Source organism: Microvirga terrestris (assembly GCF_015694425.1).
GTDB lineage: Bacteria > Pseudomonadota > Alphaproteobacteria > Rhizobiales > Beijerinckiaceae > Microvirga > Microvirga terrestris.
In genome coordinates this window covers 104,197-128,618 of sequence record NZ_JADQDN010000003.1, presented here as the reverse complement: position 1 = coordinate 128,618, position 24,422 = coordinate 104,197, and the positions used below count along the sequence as shown (strand labels likewise).

22 protein-coding genes are annotated in these 24,422 nt (G+C 57.2%); 19 read left to right on the top strand and 3 right to left on the bottom strand.

Going from position 1 to position 24,422, the window contains the following annotated elements; translation table 11 throughout:
- Positions 1-653 precede the first annotated feature (653 nt).
- The 5 genes from I2H36_RS07675 to I2H36_RS07655 all read left to right on the top strand — a co-directional run bounded on the left by I2H36_RS07675 (position 654) and on the right by I2H36_RS07655 (position 6,628).
- On the top strand, positions 654-1,340 hold the full coding sequence (locus I2H36_RS07675; RefSeq protein ID WP_196263305.1) for a response regulator transcription factor: 687 nt from the start codon (positions 654-656) through the stop codon (positions 1,338-1,340).
- A gap of 831 nt (positions 1,341-2,171) precedes the next feature.
- Positions 2,172-4,973, top strand: a complete 2,802-nt coding sequence (locus tag I2H36_RS07670) for a hybrid sensor histidine kinase/response regulator (RefSeq protein ID WP_196263304.1) — start codon at positions 2,172-2,174, stop codon at positions 4,971-4,973.
- 2 nt (positions 4,974-4,975) lie between these two features.
- Positions 4,976-5,464: a chemotaxis protein CheW gene (locus I2H36_RS07665; RefSeq protein WP_196263577.1), complete on the top strand. Its 489-nt coding sequence runs from the start codon at positions 4,976-4,978 to the stop codon at positions 5,462-5,464.
- A 59-nt stretch (positions 5,465-5,523) separates the two neighbouring features.
- Entirely contained in the window at positions 5,524-5,907 is a 384-nt protein-coding gene (locus I2H36_RS07660; protein ID WP_036358805.1) for a response regulator, read from the top strand.
- 19 nt (positions 5,908-5,926) lie between these two features.
- A complete protein-coding gene (locus I2H36_RS07655) occupies positions 5,927-6,628 on the top strand; it encodes a protein phosphatase CheZ (RefSeq protein WP_196263303.1) in 702 nt (233 codons plus the stop codon).
- Positions 6,629-6,723: 95 nt separating this feature from the next.
- Here the strand turns inward: I2H36_RS07655 and I2H36_RS07650 are convergent, their stop codons facing one another.
- The 3 genes from I2H36_RS07650 to I2H36_RS20415 all read right to left on the bottom strand — a co-directional run bounded on the left by I2H36_RS07650 (position 6,724) and on the right by I2H36_RS20415 (position 12,979).
- Positions 6,724-9,474 (bottom strand): heparinase II/III domain-containing protein, encoded by a 2,751-nt coding sequence (locus I2H36_RS07650; protein ID WP_196263302.1) that lies wholly within the window; start codon positions 9,472-9,474, stop codon positions 6,724-6,726.
- Between the two features lie 180 nt (positions 9,475-9,654).
- The gene (gene fixJ / locus I2H36_RS07645) at positions 9,655-10,275 is read right to left on the bottom strand and encodes a response regulator FixJ (protein ID WP_196263301.1); all 621 of its coding nucleotides are present in this window, start codon (positions 10,273-10,275) and stop codon (positions 9,655-9,657) included.
- A complete protein-coding gene (locus tag I2H36_RS20415) occupies positions 10,241-12,979 on the bottom strand; it encodes a PAS domain S-box protein (RefSeq protein WP_196263300.1) in 2,739 nt (912 codons plus the stop codon). The genes fixJ and I2H36_RS20415 overlap by 35 nt, the downstream gene beginning before the upstream one ends.
- Before the next feature lie 394 nt (positions 12,980-13,373).
- Here I2H36_RS20415 and flgB point away from each other — a divergent pair, with 394 nt between their 5' ends.
- From flgB to I2H36_RS07570, 14 genes are all read left to right on the top strand, one after another.
- Entirely contained in the window at positions 13,374-13,763 is a 390-nt protein-coding gene (gene flgB / locus I2H36_RS07635) for a flagellar basal body rod protein FlgB (protein ID WP_343234413.1), read from the top strand.
- Complete coding sequence (flgC, locus tag I2H36_RS07630) at positions 13,760-14,176, top strand: flagellar basal body rod protein FlgC (RefSeq protein ID WP_196263298.1); 417 nt, start codon at positions 13,760-13,762, stop codon at positions 14,174-14,176. Before flgB ends, flgC begins: the two co-directional genes overlap by 4 nt.
- 1 nt (position 14,177) lies before the next feature.
- Entirely contained in the window at positions 14,178-14,510 is a 333-nt protein-coding gene (gene fliE, locus I2H36_RS07625) for a flagellar hook-basal body complex protein FliE (RefSeq protein WP_196263297.1), read from the top strand.
- Between the two features lie 12 nt (positions 14,511-14,522).
- Complete coding sequence (gene flgG, locus I2H36_RS07620) at positions 14,523-15,311, top strand: flagellar basal-body rod protein FlgG (protein ID WP_196263296.1); 789 nt, start codon at positions 14,523-14,525, stop codon at positions 15,309-15,311.
- 24 nt (positions 15,312-15,335) lie between these two features.
- Positions 15,336-15,800 (top strand): flagellar basal body P-ring formation chaperone FlgA, encoded by a 465-nt coding sequence (gene flgA / locus I2H36_RS07615; RefSeq protein WP_196263295.1) that lies wholly within the window; start codon positions 15,336-15,338, stop codon positions 15,798-15,800.
- Positions 15,800-16,897, top strand: a complete 1,098-nt coding sequence (gene flgI, locus I2H36_RS07610) for a flagellar basal body P-ring protein FlgI (protein ID WP_196263294.1) — start codon at positions 15,800-15,802, stop codon at positions 16,895-16,897. Before flgA ends, flgI begins: the two co-directional genes overlap by 1 nt.
- 32 nt (positions 16,898-16,929) lie before the next feature.
- On the top strand, positions 16,930-17,403 hold the full coding sequence (locus I2H36_RS07605; protein WP_246718718.1) for a MotE family protein: 474 nt from the start codon (positions 16,930-16,932) through the stop codon (positions 17,401-17,403).
- On the top strand, positions 17,400-18,098 hold the full coding sequence (gene flgH, locus I2H36_RS07600; RefSeq protein WP_196263293.1) for a flagellar basal body L-ring protein FlgH: 699 nt from the start codon (positions 17,400-17,402) through the stop codon (positions 18,096-18,098). Before I2H36_RS07605 ends, flgH begins: the two co-directional genes overlap by 4 nt.
- A gap of 20 nt (positions 18,099-18,118) precedes the next feature.
- Positions 18,119-18,628: a flagellar basal body-associated FliL family protein gene (locus I2H36_RS07595; RefSeq protein ID WP_196263292.1), complete on the top strand. Its 510-nt coding sequence runs from the start codon at positions 18,119-18,121 to the stop codon at positions 18,626-18,628.
- Between the two features lie 58 nt (positions 18,629-18,686).
- Positions 18,687-19,424, top strand: coding sequence for a flagellar type III secretion system pore protein FliP (fliP, locus tag I2H36_RS07590; RefSeq protein ID WP_196263291.1), 738 nt, complete (start codon positions 18,687-18,689; stop codon positions 19,422-19,424).
- A 121-nt stretch (positions 19,425-19,545) separates the two neighbouring features.
- Positions 19,546-21,183 (top strand): flagellar basal-body MS-ring/collar protein FliF, encoded by a 1,638-nt coding sequence (gene fliF / locus I2H36_RS07585; protein WP_196263290.1) that lies wholly within the window; start codon positions 19,546-19,548, stop codon positions 21,181-21,183.
- Positions 21,183-21,830: a hypothetical protein gene (locus I2H36_RS07580; protein WP_196263289.1), complete on the top strand. Its 648-nt coding sequence runs from the start codon at positions 21,183-21,185 to the stop codon at positions 21,828-21,830. Before fliF ends, I2H36_RS07580 begins: the two co-directional genes overlap by 1 nt.
- Positions 21,827-23,065, top strand: coding sequence for a MotB family protein (locus I2H36_RS07575; protein WP_246718700.1), 1,239 nt, complete (start codon positions 21,827-21,829; stop codon positions 23,063-23,065). Before I2H36_RS07580 ends, I2H36_RS07575 begins: the two co-directional genes overlap by 4 nt.
- Positions 23,065-24,357, top strand: a complete 1,293-nt coding sequence (locus I2H36_RS07570; protein ID WP_196263288.1) for a chemotaxis protein MotC — start codon at positions 23,065-23,067, stop codon at positions 24,355-24,357. The genes I2H36_RS07575 and I2H36_RS07570 overlap by 1 nt, the downstream gene beginning before the upstream one ends.
- The last annotated feature ends 65 nt before the right edge of the window (positions 24,358-24,422 follow it).

Sequence of the window (24,422 nt, the reverse complement as noted above, 5' to 3'; positions counted from 1 at the left end):
GTGCTAATGAATTCTCGCCTGTAATGTCTGAAAGATCTTCAAAGAAATGAGGTAAATGCCGGCCTGCTTAAGGTCAAGAAGTGGTGCTGCGGCACCACGCATTAGGGTTAACAGAGGCCTCACTTCCGGCTTGCCCTTTGTCGATCTCCAAGCTCCCGTTCCGCAGCACGGCAATCTGTCGTTGCTAGGACACTGAATGCTCTTCTTCTCTTCAGCGCAGCGATCACGTCTCATACAATCTGACCGTCAAAAGCTGCTGCCTTCGCAAGTCGCGTAGGTGCTTCTACGTAGCCTATAGCTTCGGGAAATACGTAGTTACATGAGTTCATAACAGGCCTCCAGGAACAAAAGTGAGAGGATCTTGAGTTTCGGTTTTTGCAAAACATCAGAATTTTCAGTCGCTTGAGCAGCCTCTTTGCGCGTCCCTGCCAAGAACGGACAAGGCAATTCACCTGCGAAAGCTTTGATTAACGTTGGTTAAGGAGCATTAACCATAAGAGAGTAACAGCTCCCATTATTTACGTATTGTCCGCTGAGGACCCAAAATATAGTTTCTGCCTCAGCCGCTTAACAAAGCTGAATCAAGTAAACAAATGTGAGCGGCAAGAACACGACCATTAAACGCACTTAATTACTAAGGCGGGGCAGAAAACATGTATATCGTCGTCGATGACCGGCAGATGGTTACGTCTGGATATGTTGCGAGCTTCAAGCGTGAAGGCATATCCTCCCTTGGCTTGTACGCAGACGAGTTCACCGATTGGCTTGAGACGGCTTCCGACTCCGACCTGGAAGCTGTGCAGGGCTTCGTGCTCGGTACCTTTGAAGAGCGGGTTCATTCCGCCGAAAGCATCCGGCGCTATTCCAAGGCCCCGATCATCGCCCTAAGCGATGTTCGCTCTCTGGAGGAGACCTTGGAACTCTTCACCGCGAAGTTTGATGACGTTGTCCGCAAGCCCGTTCACGTTCGCGAAATTCTTGCGCGGACAGAAGCCGTTTGGCGCCGCGTGAACGCAAGCGCCGGAAAGAAGACCCAGGATAACAGTGACAGGCTGAAGGTTTTCTTCGATGGCCGGGATCCGGAGATCGACGGTCTTCCCCTCTCTCTCCCGCGCCGCGAAAGGCACATTCTGGAATATCTGGTTCGCAAGAAGGGGCACCGGCTCACCAAGAAGCAGATCTTCGACGCGGTCTACGGGATCTATAGCGATGACGTCGAAGACAGCGTTGTCGAGGGGCACATCAGCAAGCTGCGCAAGAAGCTGCGGCAGCGCCTCGGCTATGACCCCATCGATGCTAAGCGGTATATCGGTTATTCCTACGTAGGGATCGCGGTCTAGTTCTCGTCGAAAAGGCATATGGCTGCCGCACTTATGGTACGGCAGCCATAAGCATTTGATGCTCCACAGGAGCAATTCCAGAACGACCTTGAGGCTTGGCTGTATTCGCGCGTCAACAAAGGCGAATTGGCATTTCGGCTATCCCGCACAAACAATGGTTGTCATTCCCGAAGTTACCGACCGGGGATGCGCTGCTCAGAGCTTGGATAATCGCGGACCGCTCTCAATAGCCCCTCTCGATGAGGGGCAACTCCCTTAAATTGAATCGTGCTAGGCCGCTGCGAAGCGCGGTGTAGACTTCGATGACGAACCCATTGGGTAAACTTGGAACCCTAACAGCAGTGTCGATCGCAACATTGATGCTGTCTGGTTGAGCGATTTTTTCTGAAATCGCGTCGAATCAGCAAGCATCACCTTCGGTCGTTAACTCTATTGCAGGAAACGCCGACTTATTCTTACTCAACGTCATGGCTGTGACCTAAGAGGCGCAAAGCTCAAAGGATCAGTTCTTCGTCGGTCTATGGATGAAGAGTTGATCAGGTCCAGTCGCTCAGCCTTGTTGGCTGAGAAACTGATGTAGTGAATGAGGTGTACTGGGGCACTATCCATCATGAAGATCAAAACTTCTTGGATAACCGTCTGCATGCAAATGACGAGCAGCAGTCGCTTTCCTGATCTTCGATCCTGATCCGATAATCGCCCTTCAGTTCCCATGCCTGAACATGAGGTTCAGCGCTTTATTGCCGGCGTGAAGGCCGAACGCTTCTCCCAATCTGGAGCGCCAGACGATCGGCGCTGTTCAGTTCACACAGTAAGAGTTGAGACACGGCAATGGACGATCTTCTTCTTGAGTTTCTTACCGAGACCAACGAGCACCTCGAAACGGTCGACGTGGAGATGGTCCGTTTCGAGCAGGATCCGAACAACGAAGCCATCCTCAGCAACATCTTCCGCCTGGTCCATACAATCAAGGGCACCTGCGGCTTCCTTGGTCTGCCACGGCTCGAGGCATTGGCTCACGCTGCCGAAACTCTCATGGGCAAGTTCCGCGATGGAATGCCAGTTACGACTCCTGCCGTTTCGCTGATCCTCAGTACCCTTGACCGGACCAAGGAAATTCTCGGCGAGCTCGAGCGTCAGGGTGCTGAACCAGAGGGATCCGACGGCGATCTCATCGCATTGCTGGACAAGATGGCCTCGCAGGGGCCATCTGTTCCGGAAGCAGCACTGGCTCCAAAGATGGCGCAAACCTTGCCCACTCCAGTCCACCAAGTTCTCGAGCGGGAGCTGAAGCCCGGCGAGGTTTCGCTCGACGAGTTGGAGCGCGCTTTTCAGGAGGCTCCTGGCCCGGAAAAGGCTGTGACCGCCGGAACCCTTACATATCAGGTTCTTGAACGTCCTCTTAAGCCGGGTGAGGTCTCGCTCGATGATCTGGAGCGCGCGTTCCGCGAGGCACCGGGACCAGCCCGTCTCGTGATCGATAAGCCTGCGGAGAAGCTATCCAGCGGCATGCCCACGGTTTCCGCCGCAGCGCCTGCGGCTCCCAAGAAAAACGGCGAATCGTCCGAGGCGGGAGAGGCCGGCGAAGGCATCTCCGGTAAGGTTCAGACAATCCGTGTCAACGTGGATACCCTCGAGCATCTGATGACGATGGTATCCGAGCTCGTTCTCACCCGGAACCAGCTGCTGGAGATCGCCCGACGCAGTTCAGAGGACCACGGCTACAAGGTGCCGCTGCAGCGTCTGTCGCAGGTTACGGCCGAGTTGCAGGACGGGGTGATGAAGACCCGGATGCAACCGATCGGAAATGCCTGGCAGAAGCTACCGCGCGTTGTGCGCGACCTTTCGAACGAACTCTCGAAGAAGATCGAACTCGTCATGCAAGGCGCGGACACGGAGCTGGATCGGCAGGTCCTGGAGGTCATCAAAGATCCTCTAACCCATATGGTCCGCAACTCGGCAGACCATGGAATCGAGAGCCAAGCGGAACGAAAAGCTGCTGGAAAGCACGAGAAGGGCACGATCCGCCTCAACGCCTATCATGAAGGCGGCTCGATCACGATCGAGATCGCTGACGACGGTAAGGGGCTTAACTTCGCGGCTATCAGGAAGAAGGCCGCCGAACGCGGAATTGCAAATGACGCCGAACTGGAGCGGATGAGCGACGCTCAGGTGGCGAAGTTCATCTTCCACCCTGGCTTCTCGACAGCCGCGAAGGTCACGTCCGTGTCAGGCCGCGGCGTCGGCATGGATGTGGTTAAGACCAATATCGAGCTGATCGGTGGAACCGTCGACATTCGTTCCGAGCAGGGTCGCGGAACCACCTTCACGATCAAGATCCCTCTGACGCTAGCCATCGTGGCAGCGCTCATCGTGTCGTCCAAGGATCAGCGCTTTGCCATTCCACAGATTGCGGTATCGGAACTCGTCCGGGTGTCGCCCACCTCCGAACATTCGATCGAGCGCATCAATGGAACACCGATCCTGCGACTGCGTGATCGCCTGCTGCCAATCGTGCCATTGTCGAAAGTCATGGGTCTGTCCGGGAATGAGGACGCCAATCACGGCTTCGTGGTCGTGACGCAGGTTGCGCATCAACGCTTTGGCATTCTCGTTGACGGTGTTTTTCATACTGAGGAAATCGTGGTGAAACCGATGTCCTCGAAGCTGAGGCACATCCAGCTCTTCTCAGGCAACACCATCCTGGGGGATGGCGCCGTCGTGCTGATCATTGATCCCAACGGTCTTGCGCGCATGGTGGGATCGGAATCTGATCGCAACGAGTTCCAGAGCGATGCAAACCCCGAGCAAGCGGTCGTTGCTGCGGATGAACTGACAAGCCTGCTGGTCTTCCGTGGTGGAAGTGAGAGCCTGAAGGCTGTTCCGCTTTCGCTGGTGACCCGCCTTGAGGAGATCGAAGCATCAACTATCGAGTGGTCGAGTGGGCGCCCAGTGGTCCAATACCGTGGGCGCCTTATGCCGCTCGTCTCTTGTGACGAGGAACTCACCATCAAGCGTGAAGGCATGCAGTCGCTGCTGGTGTTCTCAGACGGCGATGTGTCGATGGGCCTGGCAGTTGCTGAAATCGTCGACATCGTGGAGGATAAACTCGATATCGAGCTCCTTGCTGAGCGTTCCGATCTCGTCGGATCTGCTGTTGTCAGGGGGCGTACCACTGAGATCGTCAACGTCGCGCACTACCTGCCGATGGTCCTCGAGACGTGGTCACGCAAGGAGCGAAGGGGCGGATTAGAGAAGTCTCTGCTCCTTGTAGACAGCTCGACATTCTTCCGGGATATGCTTGTGCCGGTTCTGAAGGCATCTGGGTATCGCGTCCAAACAGCTTCGACAGCCCAGGAAGCCGTTCGCCTGCTGTCTAACGGACTGCATGCTGACGTGGTCGTCACTGACCTCGAGCTTTCAGGACATTCTGGCTTTGCTCTGGTTGCGTCCCTACGGGCCGATCCGCATCACAGCGCGACCCCTGTGATCGGCCTGACGGTCAAGCCCGATCCGCAGCAGATCGCCTTGGCGAGAAAGCTGAATATTTCCGAGATCGTCTCGAAAATCGACCGCAGAGGTCTTCTCTCCGCACTCGCGGAACTCAATGGAACACTTGAAGAGGCTGCTTGATCATGAAGCTCGTAGATTCAATCCCTTCGGGAAATGTGAAGGCAGTCTCCAAGCAGATGGAGTTCGTAACGGTCACGGTGGCTGGACAATTGCTGGGGTTGCCGATCAGCCGGGTGCATGACGTCTTTGTTGTAAGCGAGATGACGACAGTTCCTCTCGCGCCGGGAGAGATTGCAGGTCTCCTGAATCTTCGCGGCCGTGTCGTGACAGCTGTGTCGTTGCGCCGCCGGCTCGGACTGGGCGACACCGCCGAGACGGGGCGACGCATGGCTGTCGGCCTTGAGAACCAGGGCGAAGCCTATGGGCTCCTCGTTGATGACATCGGTGAAGTTCTTAAGCTTGATCCGGACGACATGCAGCCCAATCCGGTTCACATGGATCTGGGCTGGGTGGGACTGTCGCAAGGCGTCCACCAGTTGCGTGACCAACTGCTGATCGTGCTCGACGTCGACGCCGTCCTTTCCTTCGAGACCGAGCGCGAGGCTGCGTAAGCCCAAATCTTCGAGTGCATGTGCTTCAATTTATGTAATCAGAATACAGGAAGTTTGCCGTGAGTCTTGATCTATCCACCCCTGTTCTCATCGTTGACGATTACCAGACGATGCTGCGCATCATCCGCAATCTGCTGAAGCAGATCGGCTTCAACGACGTCGACGAGGCGAAGGACGGCTCCGAGGCTCTGGGCAAGCTCAAGGAGAAGAAGTACGGGCTGGTGATCTCCGACTGGAACATGGCGCCCATGACCGGCTTCGAGCTGCTGCAGCAGGTGCGGGCCGATGCGGAGCTGGGCAGCCTGCCCTTCATCATGATCACCGCCGAGGCCAAAACCGAGAACGTGGTCGCGGCCAAGCAGGCCGGCGTCAACAACTACATCGTCAAGCCCTTCAACGCCGATACCCTCCGGTCGAAGATTAGCGCTGTCTTTGGTGCGTGAGCAGAGCGAGAGCGAGATCATGATCCATAAGAAAAGCTATCGTATCGAGGCGAACCTGGGCGTTGTTTCGCAGGACGAAGGATTCCTCGAGCGTCATTCCGAAGTTATGGGCCTGCTAGCAGCAATCAAGGAGTCAATCGTTCCTGCAAAGGACATCTCGACGTCTCTGCTAGAGGAGCACCGGCGCGATATGCAGGAGGCTCTTCGCCTGAAGGCAGAACTCGATTCCATTTATCAAGCAATCGAGCGCACGAAGAAAGAGATCGCCACGCTTCGATATGCTGGTGCTCAGGGGAAAGAGATCACGCGCGTCACAGACGAACTCGGTGCCATCGTCACCGGGACGGAAACAGCCACCAACTCCATCCTGGCAGCGGCGGAAAGGATCGACGAACTCTCCAGCAATCTTTCATCCAGGTTGGCTGGAAGTGATCAGGATATCGCCCGCGAGATCCTCGATCACGTGATTAGTATCTTTGAGGCTTGCAACTTCCAGGACATTACCGGGCAGCGTATCAGCAAGGTCGTCGGCGCGATGAAGTTTGTTGAGGAGCGTGTTCATCACATGATGGAGATCTGGGGTGGCATGGAAAGCTTCAAGGACATCGAAACCATCGATGATCCGAAGCGTCAGGGAGATAAGGCACTCCTGAATGGACCAGCCTTGGCCTACGATAACGGTGTGACGTCCCAAGACGCAATTGACGCATTGTTCAACTAGTCTGATCGATCGCTCGTCAATGCACTCGGTGTGGCTTGAACCCAGCCTTCAAAGGCTGGGTTTCCTCTTGATATGGGCATAGTTCTTCTGGAGGGCTAAACCAGCAGCCTCTGCACCTGCTGCGAGGCAATGACATTCATAAGCCTCTTCAAGCCTTCTTCCGTTATAGCGAGGATCACGCCTCCGTATACTTCTGATGCACCGGTAAATCCGTAGCTCAGCACATTGGCAGGTTTGAGGCTGCCGGTGCCATTCGAGAGATAGCCCTGCATGGATCCTGCTCGGCCGGTATGCCCATTCTGAACCTTAAACCCGGTAAAATTCCCCGCAATAGAATGAGGAATAACCCGAAGCCTATCCCGCTTATGGAAAGCAATCGACAGATGACTATTGGCAAGAGCTACCGCAATGTTATCGTCAAAGTGAAGGTTGGCTTCAAAGCCAGTAGTGCTCTTGGATGATCGGAAACGGTCAAGGATGGCAATCCCATTCATGTCATCCAGAGATACAAATACGCGCGAATGCTTATAGCAAGCACCATGCACATTCGTGCCTACCTGAACTGCATAGGCATTATCCAGAGATAGCGTTTCTTCGATCCAACCAAGGCCTGCACTCTGCTCGCGAGAATCTGGGATAGCCACATTGTGGGCTCGTGACGAGTGCAGATACTGGCGCACAGGGCCTGCTTCCATAAGCCCAGAGCCACCTGAGTCCGTGATCCACCTTACCCCGCGAGCGGAGTAAACGAAAGAGGTACAGTCGTAGTGCCCATTATCATGTCGTTGCTCCGTGAGTGAGGCACAGAGATAGCTCCACGCCGGCTTCTGCGCGTAGTTTCGAATGGCAATTAGTCCTGCATGCTCCGAGATATGGAGCCTTGAGCCCAGAGGATATGCCAGTTCACCCGCGAGTTCCCGGTCCGACAGCAGATGTCTTCCATACCCGGAGATGAGGCGCCGGAGCCAAGAGGCGTGGTGGAGGTCACGCGGCGTGTCGCCGAACGGCGTAAGCATACCATTTGGGTCTGTGACCGCCACGAGAGCTTTGAGGCTGTCCTTCAAGCGGGTGTCGAGAAGCTGCCTGAGGTCTTCAGCCTCACGGTGGTCCTTAAGGTTCTGAGCCAGGATCATTCCGATGGAGACCAGCTCCAATCGGTAATATTGAGATTGCTCATTTGATGAACCGTGTGGGCCAAGAAGATGATCGAAGCCATTCTGCAGCTGAGCAAGGGCTACGGATCTCCAGTACGAGGAAAGAGCAAAGTTCCGGAGCCCGATCGAGGTGCTGAGTAGAGCGCAGGCGATTCGAACCTGCAGGATGGAATGCAGAAAGATGTTCTGGCTCAGGATCTCGGCGAGCGCAAAGCCATGCTGAACGACCTCCGCAATCAGCACGCGCAGCTTATCAGCAGGTCTCTTCTTAAACGAACGTGCGGCTACAAGAAGCCGAAGCAGAACCTCTGTGCGTATGGCAACCGACGCTGGATAGGCGCTGAGAGGATCTTTGGGTTGACCCCATGGGTTCGAGAGAGACCAAGAAACAGCAAAGTCCGTAGCCTTCTGCAATCCGCTTTCCCCCTGGTCGCGAACGAGATCCAGGAGCCAGGACAAGGATTGATACTCCAGGCGCCATGCAGGAGATTGATAAGGGTCCTCGGTCCAGTCCGGCGTTGAAGGCAAGGGCCACGCCTGGAAGCTGCCGAGAGTCAGTTGACTCTCCACCAGCGTTGCCGATTGACCACGCTGAACCGCTTGCAGTCGATCGTGTATGATCGGCGCTTCTGCTAGAATCTGATAATCAAGCAGACTGTCAATCGGGCTGGTGACATCGATCTTCGCCCTTGAGGAAGATCCTGGTTGAAGCCGTCTGAAAACTTCATCTGCAAAGCCCATAGCATCAGAATGCTCTCCACTAAGAATGCTCTCCAGCAGCAGATCATCACCTAGAGATGTCTCAAGGGGAGTCATGAGGCTGATCGCTGCCTCATCGCGCCAGACTTGGAAGCCGAGTTCAACTGTTGCAGCCTGGCTCGGAGGAGTGAGTTCAAGCGTGAAGCGTCTCGTTTGTCGGTTGACTGGAATGTCGATGTAAGATCCGACCAGAGGTGATGTCGGCAACTCATCCGGCGAAGCAACGATTTCTCCGTTCGTGTTGCGAAAAATGACGCGCACCAGGGCCCCTTCAGCGCCTGAACCCTGGTTGATCAGCTGACCTCGGACAAAAATCGTCGTAGCCGGCACCACTCCATAGGTCAGCCAAGTTGGTTCGGTCTTCAGTCGAATCCAGGAACGGCGCGGGTCGTTAGCATTTAGATGGGATGCTGTAGGCTCTGCTTGAGCATCGTCACTTGCATTTTGGGCGACCTGCAGAAGCTTCGGGTCGATGATCGTGAATGGATGGGAGTTGCGCCAGCTGCGGAAGGACGCCGATATGTGCTTCGCTGGGCTAGGAATCAGAAAGGTGCAGTGAACTTTTGCCGTATGCGTTTGGTCGCTGCTCGCATCGTAGTAGTCGGGTCCTGCGATGTAGCAGTTGTAGGGATCAACCTGGGCTCTGGTCAGGCCCGGAACGTAGGCGAAATCGATGCTTGACCCGTCCTCGGTAAGGAAGTCGATTCCAATGACAGCGAAATCATGTGCTGCTCGGCTTCTCTCTTCAGGGTGCCAGCGGATTTGGAACGTCAGCTCGCACCAGGTATCATGAGAAAGATCCCTAAAATCGAGGTTGGCCCTCGACCAGCGATTCTGATTGGATACATCGAATCGCTGAGTGCCGGCTTCGTCCTGAAGCGCCTCATCGCCGCGTTCTCGAAGCGTCGGAAGGATCTGTCTGACATCGGCCATTGAGGCACCAGATTATTAGGTTGGAAAGGGAGCGAGAGGGATTTGCCTTATACGCCTGTATGGAACCAGCAGGATCATTCGCTCTTGTTTGCTTCTTCCAGGGTCAGGCGGCAGTCAATTCGACCTTCGCAGTTCTCCGGTAGTGCTGCGGCACGAGCCAAGCCAGCGGCCCTGGCGCGTTTACTGTCCTGTCGCGACCTCCAGGAAAAGGGCCATGCGGATCAACTCGGAAAGACTCTTGGCTTCCATCTTCGCCATCACATTCGACCGATGGATCTCAACAGTGCGGATGCTGATGTTCAGCTCATGAGCAATCATCTTGTTGGCCTTGCCGGCGACTAGACCATCAAGCACCTGCCGCTCTCGCTGTGAGAGAGACTGTAGCCGCGCCTGGGTCCTAAGGAGCTCCTGATTCTTGCGAACACTCTTCTCATCGCAGACCAGCGCAAAGCGAACCACCTCCAGGAAGCGGTCTTCCCTGAATGGCTTCTCGAGAAAATCGATGGCGCCTGCCTTCATGGCTTCCACGGCAAGTGGAATGTCCGCATGGCCGGTCATGACGACAACAGGAATATTCAGTCCTCGCGCATTGAGCCGCCGGATGAATTCCAGGCCGTCGATACCGGGCATCCGTACGTCCGTGACAATGCAGCATCGTCCGGGATCGTTTACCTCATCGAGAAAGGCTTTGGCGGACTCATACAGCCGGACGTTCAGGCCAGCTGATACCAGCAGGAACGAAAGCGCCTTTCGCACTCCGACGTCATCATCCACCACATATACGATCGGCGTGTTCGACACTGGCCATGTCCTCCTTGTCGACGGTTCTCAGGGTAAAATGAAAGGTGGTGCCCTCACCAGGATCCGACTCAGCCCAGATCTTGCCGCCATGGGATTCCACGATCGTCCGGCTGATCGAGAGCCCTACGCCCATGCCGCTTCGCTTCGTGGTGGTAAAGGGCTTGAAAAGGTTCTTCAAGACCTCCGGCGCAATCCCTGACCCTGTATCCTGAACGCTGACCTGAACCATGGATTCGGGCAACAGAGGCTGAGCCTTGACCACCAGTTGACGACGATCCGAGTCATGCATCGCCTCGACAGCGTTGCGGATCAGGTTGAGCAGAACCTGCTGGATCTGGACTCGGTTTACGAAGACCAATGGGTTCTCTGATGGAAAGTCATATTCCACTTTCACGTCATTCTCCTTGGCACCTACCAGAGCCAGGGCGCTAGCCTCCTCCACGAGACGCTGGAGCCCTTCGATCTGGTGCTCGCTTCCTCCCCTGGCCACGAACTCCCGCAGCTGCCGGATCACTTCTCCGGCGCGTAGTGCTTCCTCGGCCGCTTCGTTTACTGCATGGCGAACGAGGGATATCTTATCGCCTTCGATGTTGCTGAGGATGAGGCCGCACCCTTTCAGATAGCTTGTAATGGCTGTCAGGGGCTGATTGATCTCATGGGCCAGGGTCGAACCCATCTCTCCCAAGGCCGTGAAACGGGACATATAGGCGAGTTCGGACTGCAATTCCTGCATGCGGGTTTCGGTACGCTGTCGTTCCGTCAGATCGCGGATGAAGGCCGTGAAGAAGCGCTCTCCTTCTGATTCCATCTCGCCGACCTGAACTTCCATAGGGAAGGTCGAGCCGTCCTTGCGCTGGGCGACAACCACGCGCCCACTACCGATAATGCGCCGTTCTCCCGTTTCTCGGTAGCGGCGGATATAGCCGTCATGCTGCTCGCGATAGGGTATAGGCATCAGGAACTTGACGTTCGTGCCGATGATCTCCTCGGGCTGATAACCGAACATGTTCACGGCTGTCGCGCTGAAGGAGCGGATGATGCCGCTCTCATCGGCCACGACCATGGCGTCGGGAACTGTCTCAAGAATGGATCTGAGATGCGCCTCGCTGGTCCGCAGGCGCTCCTCGCTCGAGCGCAAAGCATTCTCGGCCAACTTGCGTTCCGTGATGTCCTGAACCGTACCGATTTTGCGAATGGGCCTCCCGTCATCATCGACCAAGGTCCGGCCGATGGCCGTAATCCAGCGTTCTTCTCCCGTATCGGTACGAATGATCCTGAAGCTGCCGCTATAGGTCAGGCCGCTGCCTGGCTGGTCATCATAGAAGGTGCTCGCCATCCGCTTGCGATCGTCGGGATGAACACAATCGAGGATCATTTCGCGCGTGATGACTGCATCCTCGGCCAGGCCCAGAATCTGCCGCGCCTCCGGCATCCATTGGCGCCGGCCGGTGACAAGATCCTGATCCCAAATGCCCAGAGCTGTTGTTTCGATGGCCAGGCGCAGTCTCTCCTCGCTGCTGCGCAGCCTCATCTCCGCTTGACGCTGATCATGGATGTCCGTGACCGTGCCCACCCATTCCTGAACTTGGCCCTCTTCGTTCAGGAGCGGGACCGCCCGCGCGAGCATCCAGCGGTACTTGCCGTCGAGGCGGCGGACACGGTACTCAAAACTGCCGGGCTCTTCTGAACCACGGACGGCTTGCCACTGGGCGAGAAGCTTCGCTCGATCGTCCGGATGCACAGCATTTAAAAAGCCGAAGCCTGTATAATTCTCATTCGTTTGGCCGCTGAACGTCTCCCAACCCCATACCTTGGTAATCGCCCCTTCTGTCGCCGCGCGCCAGACAATGACGGAACTGGCTTCAATCAGAGCGCGGTACTGCTCTTCACTTTGGCGCAGCCGTTCAGCGGCCAGCTTCTGCTCATGGATATCCGTGACGGTTCCAATCCATTCCTGAACACCGCCATCGGCATCGTGAAGAGGAACGGCTCTCGTCAGAACCCAGCGGTACTCGCCATCGGGTGCAAGAACCCGGTACTCATTAGTCCCAGCTTCCTCCGAAGCCAGCGTTTCAAGCCAAGTCGCCGTCACCCGCTCCCGATCCTCGGGATGAACAGCACCCAGCCAAGCATAGTCTCCACCACTCTCGGACAGTACGGAGGGGGAGGTGTCCCAACTCAGTGATCCGTCGATGATCCTCCCGCCGGCATCTGTCCGCCACACCATCGCGGAGCTTGCTTCGATGAGAGCCCGGTAACGTTCCTCTTGGGTTTTCAGGGCCGCCTCAGCAGCCATGAAGCGGCTGATGTCGCGAGCGGTAAGAACAAAGTTGCAATCTCCGCCGGCATCCGAGGTGATAGCATCAAGTGTCACCCGGCATAGGATATGCACGCCATCTTTTGTCCTACAGCGTATCTGGTCGGCAGAGTGCCCCGAAATCGCTGCTGTGTCGAGATCCTGAAGCGGCTTTCCGCGAAGCTGCGCATCTGAAGAGTACAGAAGAGAAAAATGGCAGCTCAGGATTTCATCTGCTCGCCAGCCATAAATGCGTTCTGCGCCAGCGTTCCATGATACAATGTTCCCTAATCGATCAAGGGTAATCAGAGCAAAGTCGGTAATAGCGTTGAGAACATGGGCAGGATCGGGACTGCGGTGAACCGCAGTCCCGCCAGCAGAATCCTTTAACGCAGGTGTATGAGTCATAGCCCCCAACCCAAGAGCTGCGTTGCTTGCAGGTTTTTAGCGTATTGGCAATTGATCGCGCAAATCGGCAGTTTAGATGGGCTCATGCCGCATCGGCCAGCGTTTTCGCATCAGCGCTCTTCATGAGGATAGCTAGCCAAAATGCAACTGATTCGGTTGCGACATGGTAGCACTTAGATTCGTCATGTAATTACGTTTGGCGCTGACAGGCTGAATCAACGTTGCAGCCCGTTCACCCGTATCCATGGTGCAGACTATCGGCTCAGAATGGATCTTCGAAGCTCAGCTGGGCCTCTACACCCCCCCATCTGCTAGCCATCTGCAGAGGCTAAGTCAGCCTCGTGCAAGGTTGGAAGCTTAAATGCCTCTTTACCATGTTTGCTCGGAGATTCCTGTGACGGAACCTGTCTATCTGTTCGATTTGGCATCGCGACAAGCCCAGTGGCTCGCTGCGCGCCAGACGACGATTTCCGGCAATGTCGCCAATGCCAATACGCCAGGCTACCGCGCCCGAGACGTCGAGCCCTTCGCCGATGTCTTGGACAAGACGAAGCTCGTCATGGCGTCAACGAACAACGGGCATATCGGCATTTCTCCGTCGCGCACTGAAGCCACGAAGGTGAAGAAGTCCGAGAGCTGGGACACGGTTTACTCAAAGAACTCCGTGAGCCTCGAGCAGGAGCTCATCAAAGCGGGCGAGGTCAATCGCCAGCACACCCTGAACACGACCATTGTCAAATCATTCCACAGAATGCTGCTGACCAGCGTGAGGACCCCGTCATGATCGATCCTTTGATTGCTTCCGGCAAACTGTCCAGCGCCGGCCTGGAGGCGCAGTCGGCGCGTCTGCGTGTAGTATCCGAGAACATCGCCAATGCGAACTCGACGGGGCGGACTCCGGGATCCGATCCCTATACGCGCAAGACGATCACCTTTCGCTCCGAGCTTGAGCGGACGCTCGGCGCGGCTTCTGTGTCGGTAAAGGACGTTGGTCAGGACGAAGCTCCGTTCCCGGTCGAGTACGACCCTGGCAATCCGGCCGCCGACGAGAACGGCATGGTCAAGAAGCCGAACGTGAACATGCTGATCGAAATGGCCGACATGCGGGAAGCCAATCGATCCTATCAGGCCAACCTGCAGATGATGAAGCAGGCGAGAGCCATGATCTCCGCAACAATTGATCTCATGAGAGGCTGATATGATCAGTGCCGTATCCTCCATCTCTTCAATGATTGACAGCCCCGCGGCGGTCACGGCCGTTCCAGCGTTCGGCGCGACGACGCCGGCTACAGGTGCAGTCGCCGGGGCCTCGACTGTGAGCTTCAGCGACATGATGGCTCAAGTAGCGACGTCCGCCGTCGATACCATGAAGGCGGGCGAGGCTGCATCGATTGCCGGCATCCAAGGGAAAGCCTCGGTGCAGCAGGTGGTTGAAGCGGTGATGTCTGCCGAACAGACACTTCAGACAGCGATTGCCATCCGCGACAAGGTGGTTGCGGCCTATCAGGAAATCGCCCGGATGGCGATCTAAGAGGATAAGATAATGAGAGCGCTTGCGATTGCTGCCACCGGAATGAATGCACAGCAGCTGAATGTCGAGGTGATCGCCAACAATATCTCGAACGTGAACACCACCGCCTTCAAGGCGGCACGGGCAGAGTTCACAGATCTTCTGTATCAAACCGAGCGGTCTCAGGCGATTCCGAACCAAGCAGGTTCCAGCCCTGTGCCAGAAGGAGCGATGCTCGGTCTAGGTGTGAAGACAGCGGCCATCCGCAACCTCCACCGGCAAGGCTCTTTGACGAACACTGCCAACCAGTTTGACCTCGCTCTCAATGGGCGAGGATGGTTTCAGGTGAATGCACCGAGCGGCGAGATCGTCTATACCCGTGCGGGGTCTTTCAATAAGAACGGTGATGGACAACTCGTCACCCTCGACGGTTATACCCTCAACCCGCCCATCATCGTTCCGCCCAACACGCTCGACGTAACGATCAACGAGTCGGGCGAGATCTTCGCGAAGATCGCCGGGCAGGCTCAGCCGCAGAACCTGGGTCAGCTGACCCTTGCAAATTTTGCCAACGATGCTGGCTTGGAGCCCATCGGCGGCAACTACTATCGTGAGACACTGGCTTCAGGCGCTCCGGCTGTGGGCATCCCGTCCGATCCCGGCTACGGAAAGATCCACCAAGGATATCTCGAAGCTTCGAACGTGGATCCTATCAAGGAAATCACGAATCTGATCTCGGCCCAGCGCGCTTTCGAGATGAACTCCAAAGTCATTCAGGCCGCGGACGACATGGCCGGAACCGTCTCAAAAGGCATTCGCTAAAGGCGGAATCCGGGTGATATCATCATGAAGCACTTCGTCCAGATCGCTCTTGCTGCAACCATTGTCAGCTTGGGAACGCCGCATGGTGCTGTTGCCGAGGATCGTATCCTGCCGGTTCCAGCCGTCACCATTTATGCGGGTGATACGATCCAGGAGTCGATGCTTAAGGATAGGGCTTTCCCGGAGAACTATCGCTACCGGACAGCCGTCGTGGAGTCGCCACGCGTTCTGGCTGGAAAAATGGCACGCCGGACGCTCCTTCCAGGAGAGCCGATCCCGATGAACGCGGTGGACGACCCAAAGCTCGTCACACGTGGCATCCAGGCTCAGATCGTGTTTGAGGAAGGTGGGCTCTCGATCATGGGCGTCGGCATTCCTCTGCAATCCGGTACCATGGGCGAGACGATCCAGGTGAAGAATGCCGACAGCGGGCGCATCATCACTGGGCGGGTTCAAGCTGACGGCCGGATTCGGATTGGAATCTATTGATGCTACGCGTTATTCTCTTCTTCCTCGGCGCTTTGCTTGCGGTGCAGGCTCACGCTGCCACCCGCATCAAGGATGTGGCGTCGGTTCAAGGCGTCCGGGACAATCAGCTGATCGGCTACGGCCTCGTGATGGGCCTGCAGGGAACCGGCGATACCCTCCGCAATTCCCAGTTCACCGAGCAGTCGCTGCAATCCATGCTCGACCGAATGGGCGTGAACGTCCGTGACATCAACTTGCGCACCCGCAATGTCGCAGCGGTCATCATCACGGCGGACCTGCCTCCCTTCGTCGGCACAGGATCGCGTATCGACGTGACCGTCACGTCCATGGGTGATGCGACCTCGTTGAAAGGCGGCGCCCTCATGTTGACCGCCCTGCAAGGCGGCGATGGCCAAGTTTATGCGGTTGCGCAGGGCGCAATCGTGGTATCGGGGTTCTCCGCGCAGGGCCAGGCCGAGACTCTGACCTCCGGCGTCGCGACGGCAGGCCGTATTCCGAACGGAGCCCTTATCGAGCGTGAGGTCCAGGGCGGCTTCGATGCCGTTGGTGGATTGGCTTTTGAGCTCAAGAACCCTGACTACAAGACGGCGACGCTGATAACCGATGCGATCAACCAATATGCCCAACAGCGTTTTGGTGTCCGCGTGGCATCGCCCCGTGACTTCCGAACCGTCGTACTGCAGAAGCCGAAGAATATTGCGGCAACGCGTTTTATCGCCGAGCTAGGCGATCTCGAGATCAGGCCTGATACGCCGGCTCGGATTGTCATCGATCAGCGGACGGGGACAGTCGTGATCGGCAAGAACGTGCAGATCTCGACTGTGGCCATTACCCACGGGGCTCTCACGATCCGCGTAACGGAGACACCCGAGGTCTCGCAGCCAGATCCGTTCTCGATGGGTCAGACAGTCGTGGTCCCGCGCACGCAAATCACGGCAGCGGAGGAGCGCGTGCCCCTTGCAATCGTCCGGGGCTCGGACCTGCAGACCCTCGTCAAGGGCTTGAACCAGATGGGCTTAAAACCCTCTGATGTCATCGCGATCCTCCAGGCGGTTAAGACGGCTGGAGCTCTTCAAGCAGAGTTGGTGATCCAATGATCTCTCGCATGATGTATCAGAAATTGTGGCGAATGGCTGCCTGTAGCTTGATACTGGGTGCGGTTTCCGGCCGTGTTCAGGCACAAGAAGCAAATTCACCTGCCAAGAACAGCCAGTACTGCACCAATATCGCTGATGCAGCTTCGGATGCACGCTTTGCCCTGCAGAAGCAGGCCCTTACCGATATGGAAAAGGAAATCGAAGGCCGCATCAAGGTTCTGGAAGCTAAGCGTGCCGAGTACGAGGAATGGCTCAAGCGCCGCAACGAAGTCTTGGAAAAGGCGGACGAGACAATCGTCATGATCTACTCGAGGATGCGTCCGGATGCGGCGGCTCTCCAGCTCATGAATATGGATGAAGAAATTGCGGCTGCCGTTATCGCCAAGCTCAATCCGCGGGCCGCGAGCGCGGTCCTGAATGAGATGGAGCCAGCCCGAGCCGCTCAGCTGGCAAATGTCATCACTGACGCTCCCAAGCGCGAAAAGAACCCCGTGAGGCAAAATTGAAGCATCTCATTGCTATCGTAGGCCTATGTTTCCTTGCCGCCTGCGCGACGAGGCCGGAGGATTTCGGACGCGAGCCTGGCATGACGCCGGTCGGGTCAGGCGTCGCCGTTGAACGTGAGCCGCTCCCGCATCTGTTCAAAGGGAGTGGTCCGGCGGCTGCGAATTCTACCTGGAGCAATGCCAGCGCCGACCTCTTTACCAGCCCACGAGCCCGACAGGTGGGCGATATCGTAACCGTGAATATCCAGATCGATGATAAGGCGGAATTCGAGAACGCCAGCGACAGGTCGAGGCGATCCTCAATCAATGCCGGTCTCGACTACGCATTCTCGTTCAAAGGCTGGAACTCGGATGGGACGGCGGATGCAGGCATCAACTCCTCATCGGACTCGAAAGGGCAGGGAACCATCGACCGCTCGGAGAAGCTGCGCCTGTCGGTGGCTGCAATTGTCAATGAGGTTCTGCCGAACGGCAACGTGGTGATCAGTGGCTCGCAGGAAGTGCGCGTGAACTTTGAGGTTCGCGTGCTCAACATCGCTGGCATCGTGCGGCCTCGCGACATCTCGCCGAAGAACACTATCAGCTACGACAAGATTGCTGAGGCCAGGGTCTCCTATGGTGGGCGCGGGCGCCTTATGGAAGTCCAGCAGCCAGCCTATGGGCAGCAACTGTTCGATGTCGTGACTCCCTTCTAGGCCAGCTAAGAGGATCGACGATGGCGAAGGCACTTGCACTTCCTGCTCCAGCCGACAGCGCACCCACCCGGGAGGGATCGTTGAGTTGGTTGCTGACACTCGGCCTCCTGACCCTGCTCTCGGCAGCGATCGGAGGTGGGTTCGGGCTCGTGATGGTGTCCGGCATCGAGAAGCGGGTTGAGGAGAAGTACAAGGCCCAGCCCGAGAAGGCCGAGGTTGCGAGCCCCTATGCGGGCAATATCGGGATCAAGAAGCTAGCTCCAGTCGTCACGAATCTCGCTGCTTCGACCGAAGATTGGGTGAGGGTGGAAGCTTCCATCGTCTACAAGATGGGCGCAGATCAGAGCCCCGACGTGATGACCGGTGAGATCCGGCAGGACATCCTGGCCTATATCCGCACCCTTTCGCTGGCGCAGATCCAGGGGCCGAGTGGCCTTCTGCATCTCAGGGAAGACCTGAACGAGCGCGTCAAATTGCGCTCTAAAGGTGTCATTCAGGAGCTTGTTCTCGAAACCCTTATCGTTCAGTAGGTCGAACGCAGTCTGAGTTTTCAAAGCCGCCTGTTCATTTTCCTGAAAGACCATTGCCATGCCTTTCCGTCTGATCCTTGCCGGTGCATTCATCTTGCTGGCGTCGAGTGCCAATGCCCAGCTGGCGGATCTCCAGGCTTTACTCCCTTCAGGAGAAAGTGCGATCAGCGGACGCATGATTCAGCTTGTCGTTCTCCTGACGGTGCTGTCCCTTGCACCAGGGCTTCTGATCATGGTGACGAGCTTCACCCGTTTTGTGGTAGCGTTCTCGTTCCTGCGCTCAGGGCTCGGCCTTCAGAGTACGCCGGCGAACATCTTTCTGATCAGCCTGTCCCTGTTCATGACTTTTTTTGTCATGGGACCGACCTTCGACAAGGCATGGAATGAGGGCGTTCGACCCCTGACGGAGAATCGCATTTCCGAGGCGGAGGCCTTTACCAAGACCACGGAGCCATTCCGGGATTTCATGCTGACCCATGTGAGGCCGAAGGACCTCCAGATGTTCAGCGATCTGGCAGCGGTCAATTACCCGAAGCCCGAAGAGGGCGAGATGATCGACCTGCGGATCCTGATTCCCGCCTTCATGATCTCCGAACTGAGGCGCGGCTTCGAGATCGGCTTTCTCATCGCCCTCCCGTTCCTCGTGATCGACATGATCGTCGCCACCCTGGTGATGTCCATGGGCATGATGATGATGCCGCCGACCGTTTTGGCGCTGCCGTTCAAGATCCTCTTCTTCGTCCTGATCGATGGCTGGAACATTCTCGTAAGTGGCTTGGTCCGCTCCTATTTCTGATTTCTCCTCCACCAGAAGCCTCTTAGCGGTGTTTTGATTAGTATCTGAGAGGGAGCAACCCTCGCACAAGGTTCGCGACGCAAAAGTAATCTCGATAACATTATCAGTACCGAGATTCTTCATGCCTGGTCGTCAACACGCCGAAAGACTCTGGAGTAGTTTGCTGCTGCTGGGCCCGCGTCGCCTGGCTGCCTTGGCTGCCATCGGCCTTGCTGTCTTCCTGTCAGTCGGTGTCGGAGCCTATTATCTCAGCCGCCCGGCTCAGGAGACCTTATACACCGGCTTGGACCGTGAAGATGTCGGCCGGATGGGTGCCGTTCTTAAGGATGCAGGCATCCCCTTCGATGTGAGCGCAGACGGAACGGCGCTTCTGGTCAGCTATGGGAACACGGCCGCGGCCAGGATGCTCCTCGCCGAGAAGGGTCTCCCACACAGCACGAAATCCGGCTACGAGCTCTTCAACGATCTCGGCTCTCTCGGCCTGACATCCTTCATGCAGGAGGTCACAAAAGTTCGCGCTCTTGAGGGCGAGCTGGCGCGTACCATCCAGGGAATGAAGGGAATCAAGGCCGCCCGCGTTCACATCGTCCTTCCGGACCGCGGCTCATTCCGCCGCGAGCAACAGGCGCCTTCTGCTTCCGTAGTCATCCGCACCTTGCCGGCCGATGATCCATCATCGGCCCAGGCGATTCGGCATCTGGTCGCCGCCGCCATTCCAGGCATGGCGGTGGACAAGGTCACCGTGATGAACACCGATGGTACTCTGCTGATGTCCGGGGATGATACTGCCAATGCCTCGACGGGCAAGATGGCCCGCCTTGAAAAGACGGTGGGGTTGGAGATCCAGGACAATGTCCGCCGCACCCTAGCTCCCTACCTCGGTACCGGCAATTTTGAGATCAGCGTGGCCGCTCGCCTGAGCACGGACAAGGTCAGCACCAACGAGACGATCTTCAACCCTGAATCGAAGGTTGAGCGCTCAGTCCGCACGGTCAAGGAAACGGAGGTCGCGCAGAACAAAACCGGGCAGAAGCCGACAACCGTTCAGCAGAACCTGCCTGACGAGAGCGTGCGTGCCGAATCGGGTGATAGCTCCAGCGAAGACAACCAGCGCCGCGAGGAGCTGACCAACTACGAGATCTCGTCGAAGACGATCCAGACCATCAGCGACGGCTATCAGATCAAGAATCTGTCGGTGGCGGTGCTGGTGAACAAGTCTCGCATTGCCTCTCTGCTGGGTGAGAAGGCCACGCCTGCAGAAATGGACGCCAGAATCACGGAAATCGAGCAATTGGTTTCCTCGGCCACGGGTTTCAGCAAGACACGGGGCGACCAGATCAAGGTCGCGGCTGTGAGCTTCGTCGACGATGGTGGCATGCTGCAGCCGGTTTCGGGTCCGCCGCTGACCGAGATCCTGATGCGCCAGTTCGGCACTGTCGTGAATGCCCTCACCATCCTGGCCCTCTGCGCAATGATGATCTGGTTCGGGCTGCGTCCGGCAGTGAGAATGCTGATGGCACGCCATCAGGCCGAACTCGAGCTCCAACGTGAGCAGACCGCCGCTCTCGCCGCAGCTGAGGCCGAAGAGGCTGAGAATGAGACCGGAAGGCAAGCGCTGCAGGCCGCTCTTGAACGAGAAGAGCAGAATCTCATTGAGATGCCCCGCACACCGCAGCGCAAGCTCGAGCAGATCATTGAGCTTAGCGAGGAACATGCTGCCGCTGTTCTGAAGCAATGGCTCGGGCGGGAGGCTGCGTGATGGCAGGAGCAATCGCCAGCCTGCTTGAGGACTTCTCCCCTACACGTCGTGGCGAATCTTTGGGGGGCGGGATCCTGCGTGCCGTCAAGGCGAAAGCGGAGCCAGATCTCCCGCCGCCACCCGTAGTTGACCGGCAAGCTGAACTCATCAAAGCTGCCGAGGCCAAGGTGAGAGCCGAAGAGAGGGATGCTGCTCGGCAACAGCTTGACGAGGCGATTGCTGCTGAGAAGGCCCGCTACGAAGAAGAGTTGGCGTCACAGCGCGTGATTTGGGTAGAGCAGCAGGCGAATCAGCTCTCGATGCTGATCGTGGAAGGCATCGGCCGGATCGAAGCCTTGGTCTCTGAGAGGGTTGCAAATATCCTGAAGCCTTTCGTTTCCGAGGCCTTCCGGCAGCAGAGCGCCGTCGAGTTCAAGGAATCGCTCGCAACCCTTCTCCTCGGCGAAGAGACGGGACCGATGAGGATCGTAGGCCCCGAGGATCTCTTGCGGGCTCTGAAAGAGAACCTTGGTCCTCACGCAGACGCGATAGAATTTCTTCCAGGCGACCATGTCGAAGTGAGCGTCACCGCCCGCGACACGACCGTGCAAACACAGCTGCAGGCTTGGTCGGATCGGCTCGAGCAGGTTTTGAAGGCTGAGTCATGATGTCAAAATCGGATAAGCAGGAAATCGTCATCGTCAGAAGAAGCGATGACGCTGAGGACGTCGTGAAGGGCGGTGCGTGGAAAATCGCGCACGCGGACTTCATGACCGCCATGATGGCCTTCTTTCTCGTCATGTGGCTCATCAGCCTGACCGATGAAGAGACCCGCAGCGGCGTGGCCAATTACTTCAATCCGGTGCAGCTTGCGCAGTCGACCCCGAACAAGAAGGGGCTCGACGACCCGCAAAACGTTCCGCCGGACAATGAGACCGACAACACGAAGGACGGCAAAGAAAAGGGGAGCGGTGAGGGGGCGGGCGGCAAGTCCCACCAGTTGCAGAAGCCTCGCTTCAAGGAAGGAGCTTTGTTCCAGGATCCCTATGCCGTGCTCGCCCGAATCGCAGACGAAATCGAGGCAACGCCGCACGACACACTCGGCGCCGACGTCACGCCTGGTGAGAGCGATGTGCCTGGGTTGAAAGCCGGCGAGGCTTTCCGCGATCCGTTCGATCCGCTTTACTGGCAGGTTGCTCCTGTCGAAGAAATGAAGACAGACACGCCGCTGAAGCCTGGTACGGCGCCGTCTGCACCATCCAAAGCTGTCATTGATGCGATCACTTCATCGAGCGAGAAGCCACGGTCCGGACACAAGGCGCAACAGCAGGCGCCTGCAGGCAGTGCTCCACCCTCGGATGGGCGGGCTGCGCCGTCAGCAGGCGGCCAAGCCGCTACTCCCGCATCCTCGGCAGAACAGAACGCTGCAGAAGCCACTGCCGCCGATCGAAAGGCCGCGGAGCTGAAGCAGGAGATCCTCAAGGCCGTTCAACCGACGAGGGATGTTACACCTCAGCCGCACATCGAGGTCCGCCGCACCGGCGCGGGAACCCTGATCAGTCTTACGGATGATATCGACTTCACAATGTTCGCCGTAGGATCTGCAGAACCGCACGCCAAGGTCGTGCGCGCCATGGCCGAAATCGCCAAAATTCTGCAGGCGAGACCGGGCAAGATCGTGATCCGTGGTCACACCGATGCCCGACCCTTCAGATCCGCCAATTACGACAACTGGCGCCTGTCCCATGCCAGAGCTCAGATGGCCCTTTACATGCTTGTCCGCGGGGGCTTGGACGAAAAGAGGATTGTACGCGTCGAGGGGCATGCGGATCGTGAGCCGAAGATCCCGGTTGATCCTAACGCCGATCAAAACCGTCGGGTCGAGATTCTTCTGCAGGAGTGATGACGGTGAACGTGCGCCCACTCGCTGCTCTCGGGATGATTCTGCTGTTCGCCGCGGATGCATTCTCCAATGACAGTAGCCGCCCTGCCGATGCTGTGGTGGAACCTGCCGTCGAGCAGGAAGTTCGACTGTTGTCGGTTCCGAGCCCCCTGCAGATGGTACGTACGCTGCACCTGATGCAGGATCAGATCGCAACAGGCTCTACGGAGGCTCATATTGGGCAGCGAGGCCTGTTGGGTGTTCTGGACACGCGGTTCATGGAGCTCGAGCCCGAGGTTTGGCAGAATGGCAAGAATATTCACGCCGCCGTGTCTTTTGTTTTGAGCGGCGGCAATCCTGGTCTGTTGAGGAAGCTTCTAGAGCTTGGTTCCTCCGTGGTCACGGAGAATGACAGGCCTCTTGTCGAAGGCGCTCTTGCCTATGTCGAGGGACGGGAGGAGGCAGCCTACAACGCTTTGATGTCCCTTGATCCGCGCACCTTCCCACCGACCATGAGCGCGCAGTTGGCGCTGGTTCAGTCGGCGCTCGTTGTCCGGAAGGATCCTGCGAAGTCCGATGATCTGCTCGACTTCGTTCGTCTCCAGGCTCCAGGCTCGCTGCTTGAGGAAGCCGCACTCCGTCGTCAGGTTTTCGTTGCGAGTCAGACCGGGCATGTCGAGAAGTTTCAATCCCTAGCAACGGGGTACCTGAGACGCTTCCGGCACTCTGTCTATGCCGGGAATTTCAGGCAGCGTCTGGCTTCGGCATCGACCCGCATCGATTTCGGTCAGGACAAGTCCCGCTTCGACGGCTTTGTCATAATGATGAAGGAGCTGGAGCCGGAGGCAAGGCGCGACCTCTACCTTCTTACCGCTCGCGCATCTGTCGAGCAGGGCTTCACTAAATCTGCTCGCTTGCTGTCAGAGGAAGCGCAGAAGCTGGTGGAGGGTGACCTAGTGAGCGCTTCGCGTGCAAAGCTCTATCGCGCGGCCTCCATGATTACGTCGCCGGAGAATATCAAAGCCGCGGCCGAGGATCTCCGCCAGATCGACCGGTCACTTCTCCCTGCCAGTGACGTGGCGTTGTTGGATTCGGCCATGGCAATGGCAGAGCACATCCAGACGATGCCAGGCACACCGGGCGTCCTGGCTGAAAAGGCAAAACCTTTGCTCACCAAAGCTGCCGCCGAGAAGGCGCTGGACACGAGCAATCAAACGCAAGGGCTGGAACAGCTTCAGGCTTTATCCAAGGCCCGTGACGCTTTGAGTCGCGTCGACAGGTTAATCAAGAATCAGGCGTCCGTAACTCAATGACCCGTCTCGATCTCATGCCTCAGACACCAACCCGCGGTGTGGAGGCACTACAGACATCGCGTGGC

Excerpts from the sequence above, each read along its gene's own strand:
- I2H36_RS07675 (WP_196263305.1), top strand. The coding sequence starts at position 654 with ATGTATATCGTCGTCGATGACCGGCAGATGGTTACGTCTGGATATGTT.
- I2H36_RS07670 (WP_196263304.1), top strand. The coding sequence starts at position 2,172 with ATGGACGATCTTCTTCTTGAGTTTCTTACCGAGACCAACGAGCACCTC.
- I2H36_RS07665 (WP_196263577.1), top strand. The coding sequence starts at position 4,976 with ATGAAGCTCGTAGATTCAATCCCTTCGGGAAATGTGAAGGCAGTCTCC.
- I2H36_RS07655 (WP_196263303.1), top strand. The coding sequence starts at position 5,927 with ATGATCCATAAGAAAAGCTATCGTATCGAGGCGAACCTGGGCGTTGTT.
- I2H36_RS07650 (WP_196263302.1), bottom strand. The coding sequence starts at position 9,474 with ATGGCCGATGTCAGACAGATCCTTCCGACGCTTCGAGAACGCGGCGAT.
- I2H36_RS20415 (WP_196263300.1), bottom strand. The coding sequence starts at position 12,979 with ATGACTCATACACCTGCGTTAAAGGATTCTGCTGGCGGGACTGCGGTT.
- flgC (WP_196263298.1), top strand. The coding sequence starts at position 13,760 with ATGATCGATCCTTTGATTGCTTCCGGCAAACTGTCCAGCGCCGGCCTG.
- fliE (WP_196263297.1), top strand. The coding sequence starts at position 14,178 with ATGATCAGTGCCGTATCCTCCATCTCTTCAATGATTGACAGCCCCGCG.
- flgG (WP_196263296.1), top strand. The coding sequence starts at position 14,523 with ATGAGAGCGCTTGCGATTGCTGCCACCGGAATGAATGCACAGCAGCTG.
- flgA (WP_196263295.1), top strand. The coding sequence starts at position 15,336 with ATGAAGCACTTCGTCCAGATCGCTCTTGCTGCAACCATTGTCAGCTTG.
- flgI (WP_196263294.1), top strand. The coding sequence starts at position 15,800 with ATGCTACGCGTTATTCTCTTCTTCCTCGGCGCTTTGCTTGCGGTGCAG.
- I2H36_RS07605 (WP_246718718.1), top strand. The coding sequence starts at position 16,930 with ATGGCTGCCTGTAGCTTGATACTGGGTGCGGTTTCCGGCCGTGTTCAG.
- I2H36_RS07595 (WP_196263292.1), top strand. The coding sequence starts at position 18,119 with ATGGCGAAGGCACTTGCACTTCCTGCTCCAGCCGACAGCGCACCCACC.
- fliP (WP_196263291.1), top strand. The coding sequence starts at position 18,687 with ATGCCTTTCCGTCTGATCCTTGCCGGTGCATTCATCTTGCTGGCGTCG.
- fliF (WP_196263290.1), top strand. The coding sequence starts at position 19,546 with ATGCCTGGTCGTCAACACGCCGAAAGACTCTGGAGTAGTTTGCTGCTG.
- I2H36_RS07580 (WP_196263289.1), top strand. The coding sequence starts at position 21,183 with ATGGCAGGAGCAATCGCCAGCCTGCTTGAGGACTTCTCCCCTACACGT.
- I2H36_RS07575 (WP_246718700.1), top strand. The coding sequence starts at position 21,827 with ATGATGTCAAAATCGGATAAGCAGGAAATCGTCATCGTCAGAAGAAGC.
- I2H36_RS07570 (WP_196263288.1), top strand. The coding sequence starts at position 23,065 with ATGACGGTGAACGTGCGCCCACTCGCTGCTCTCGGGATGATTCTGCTG.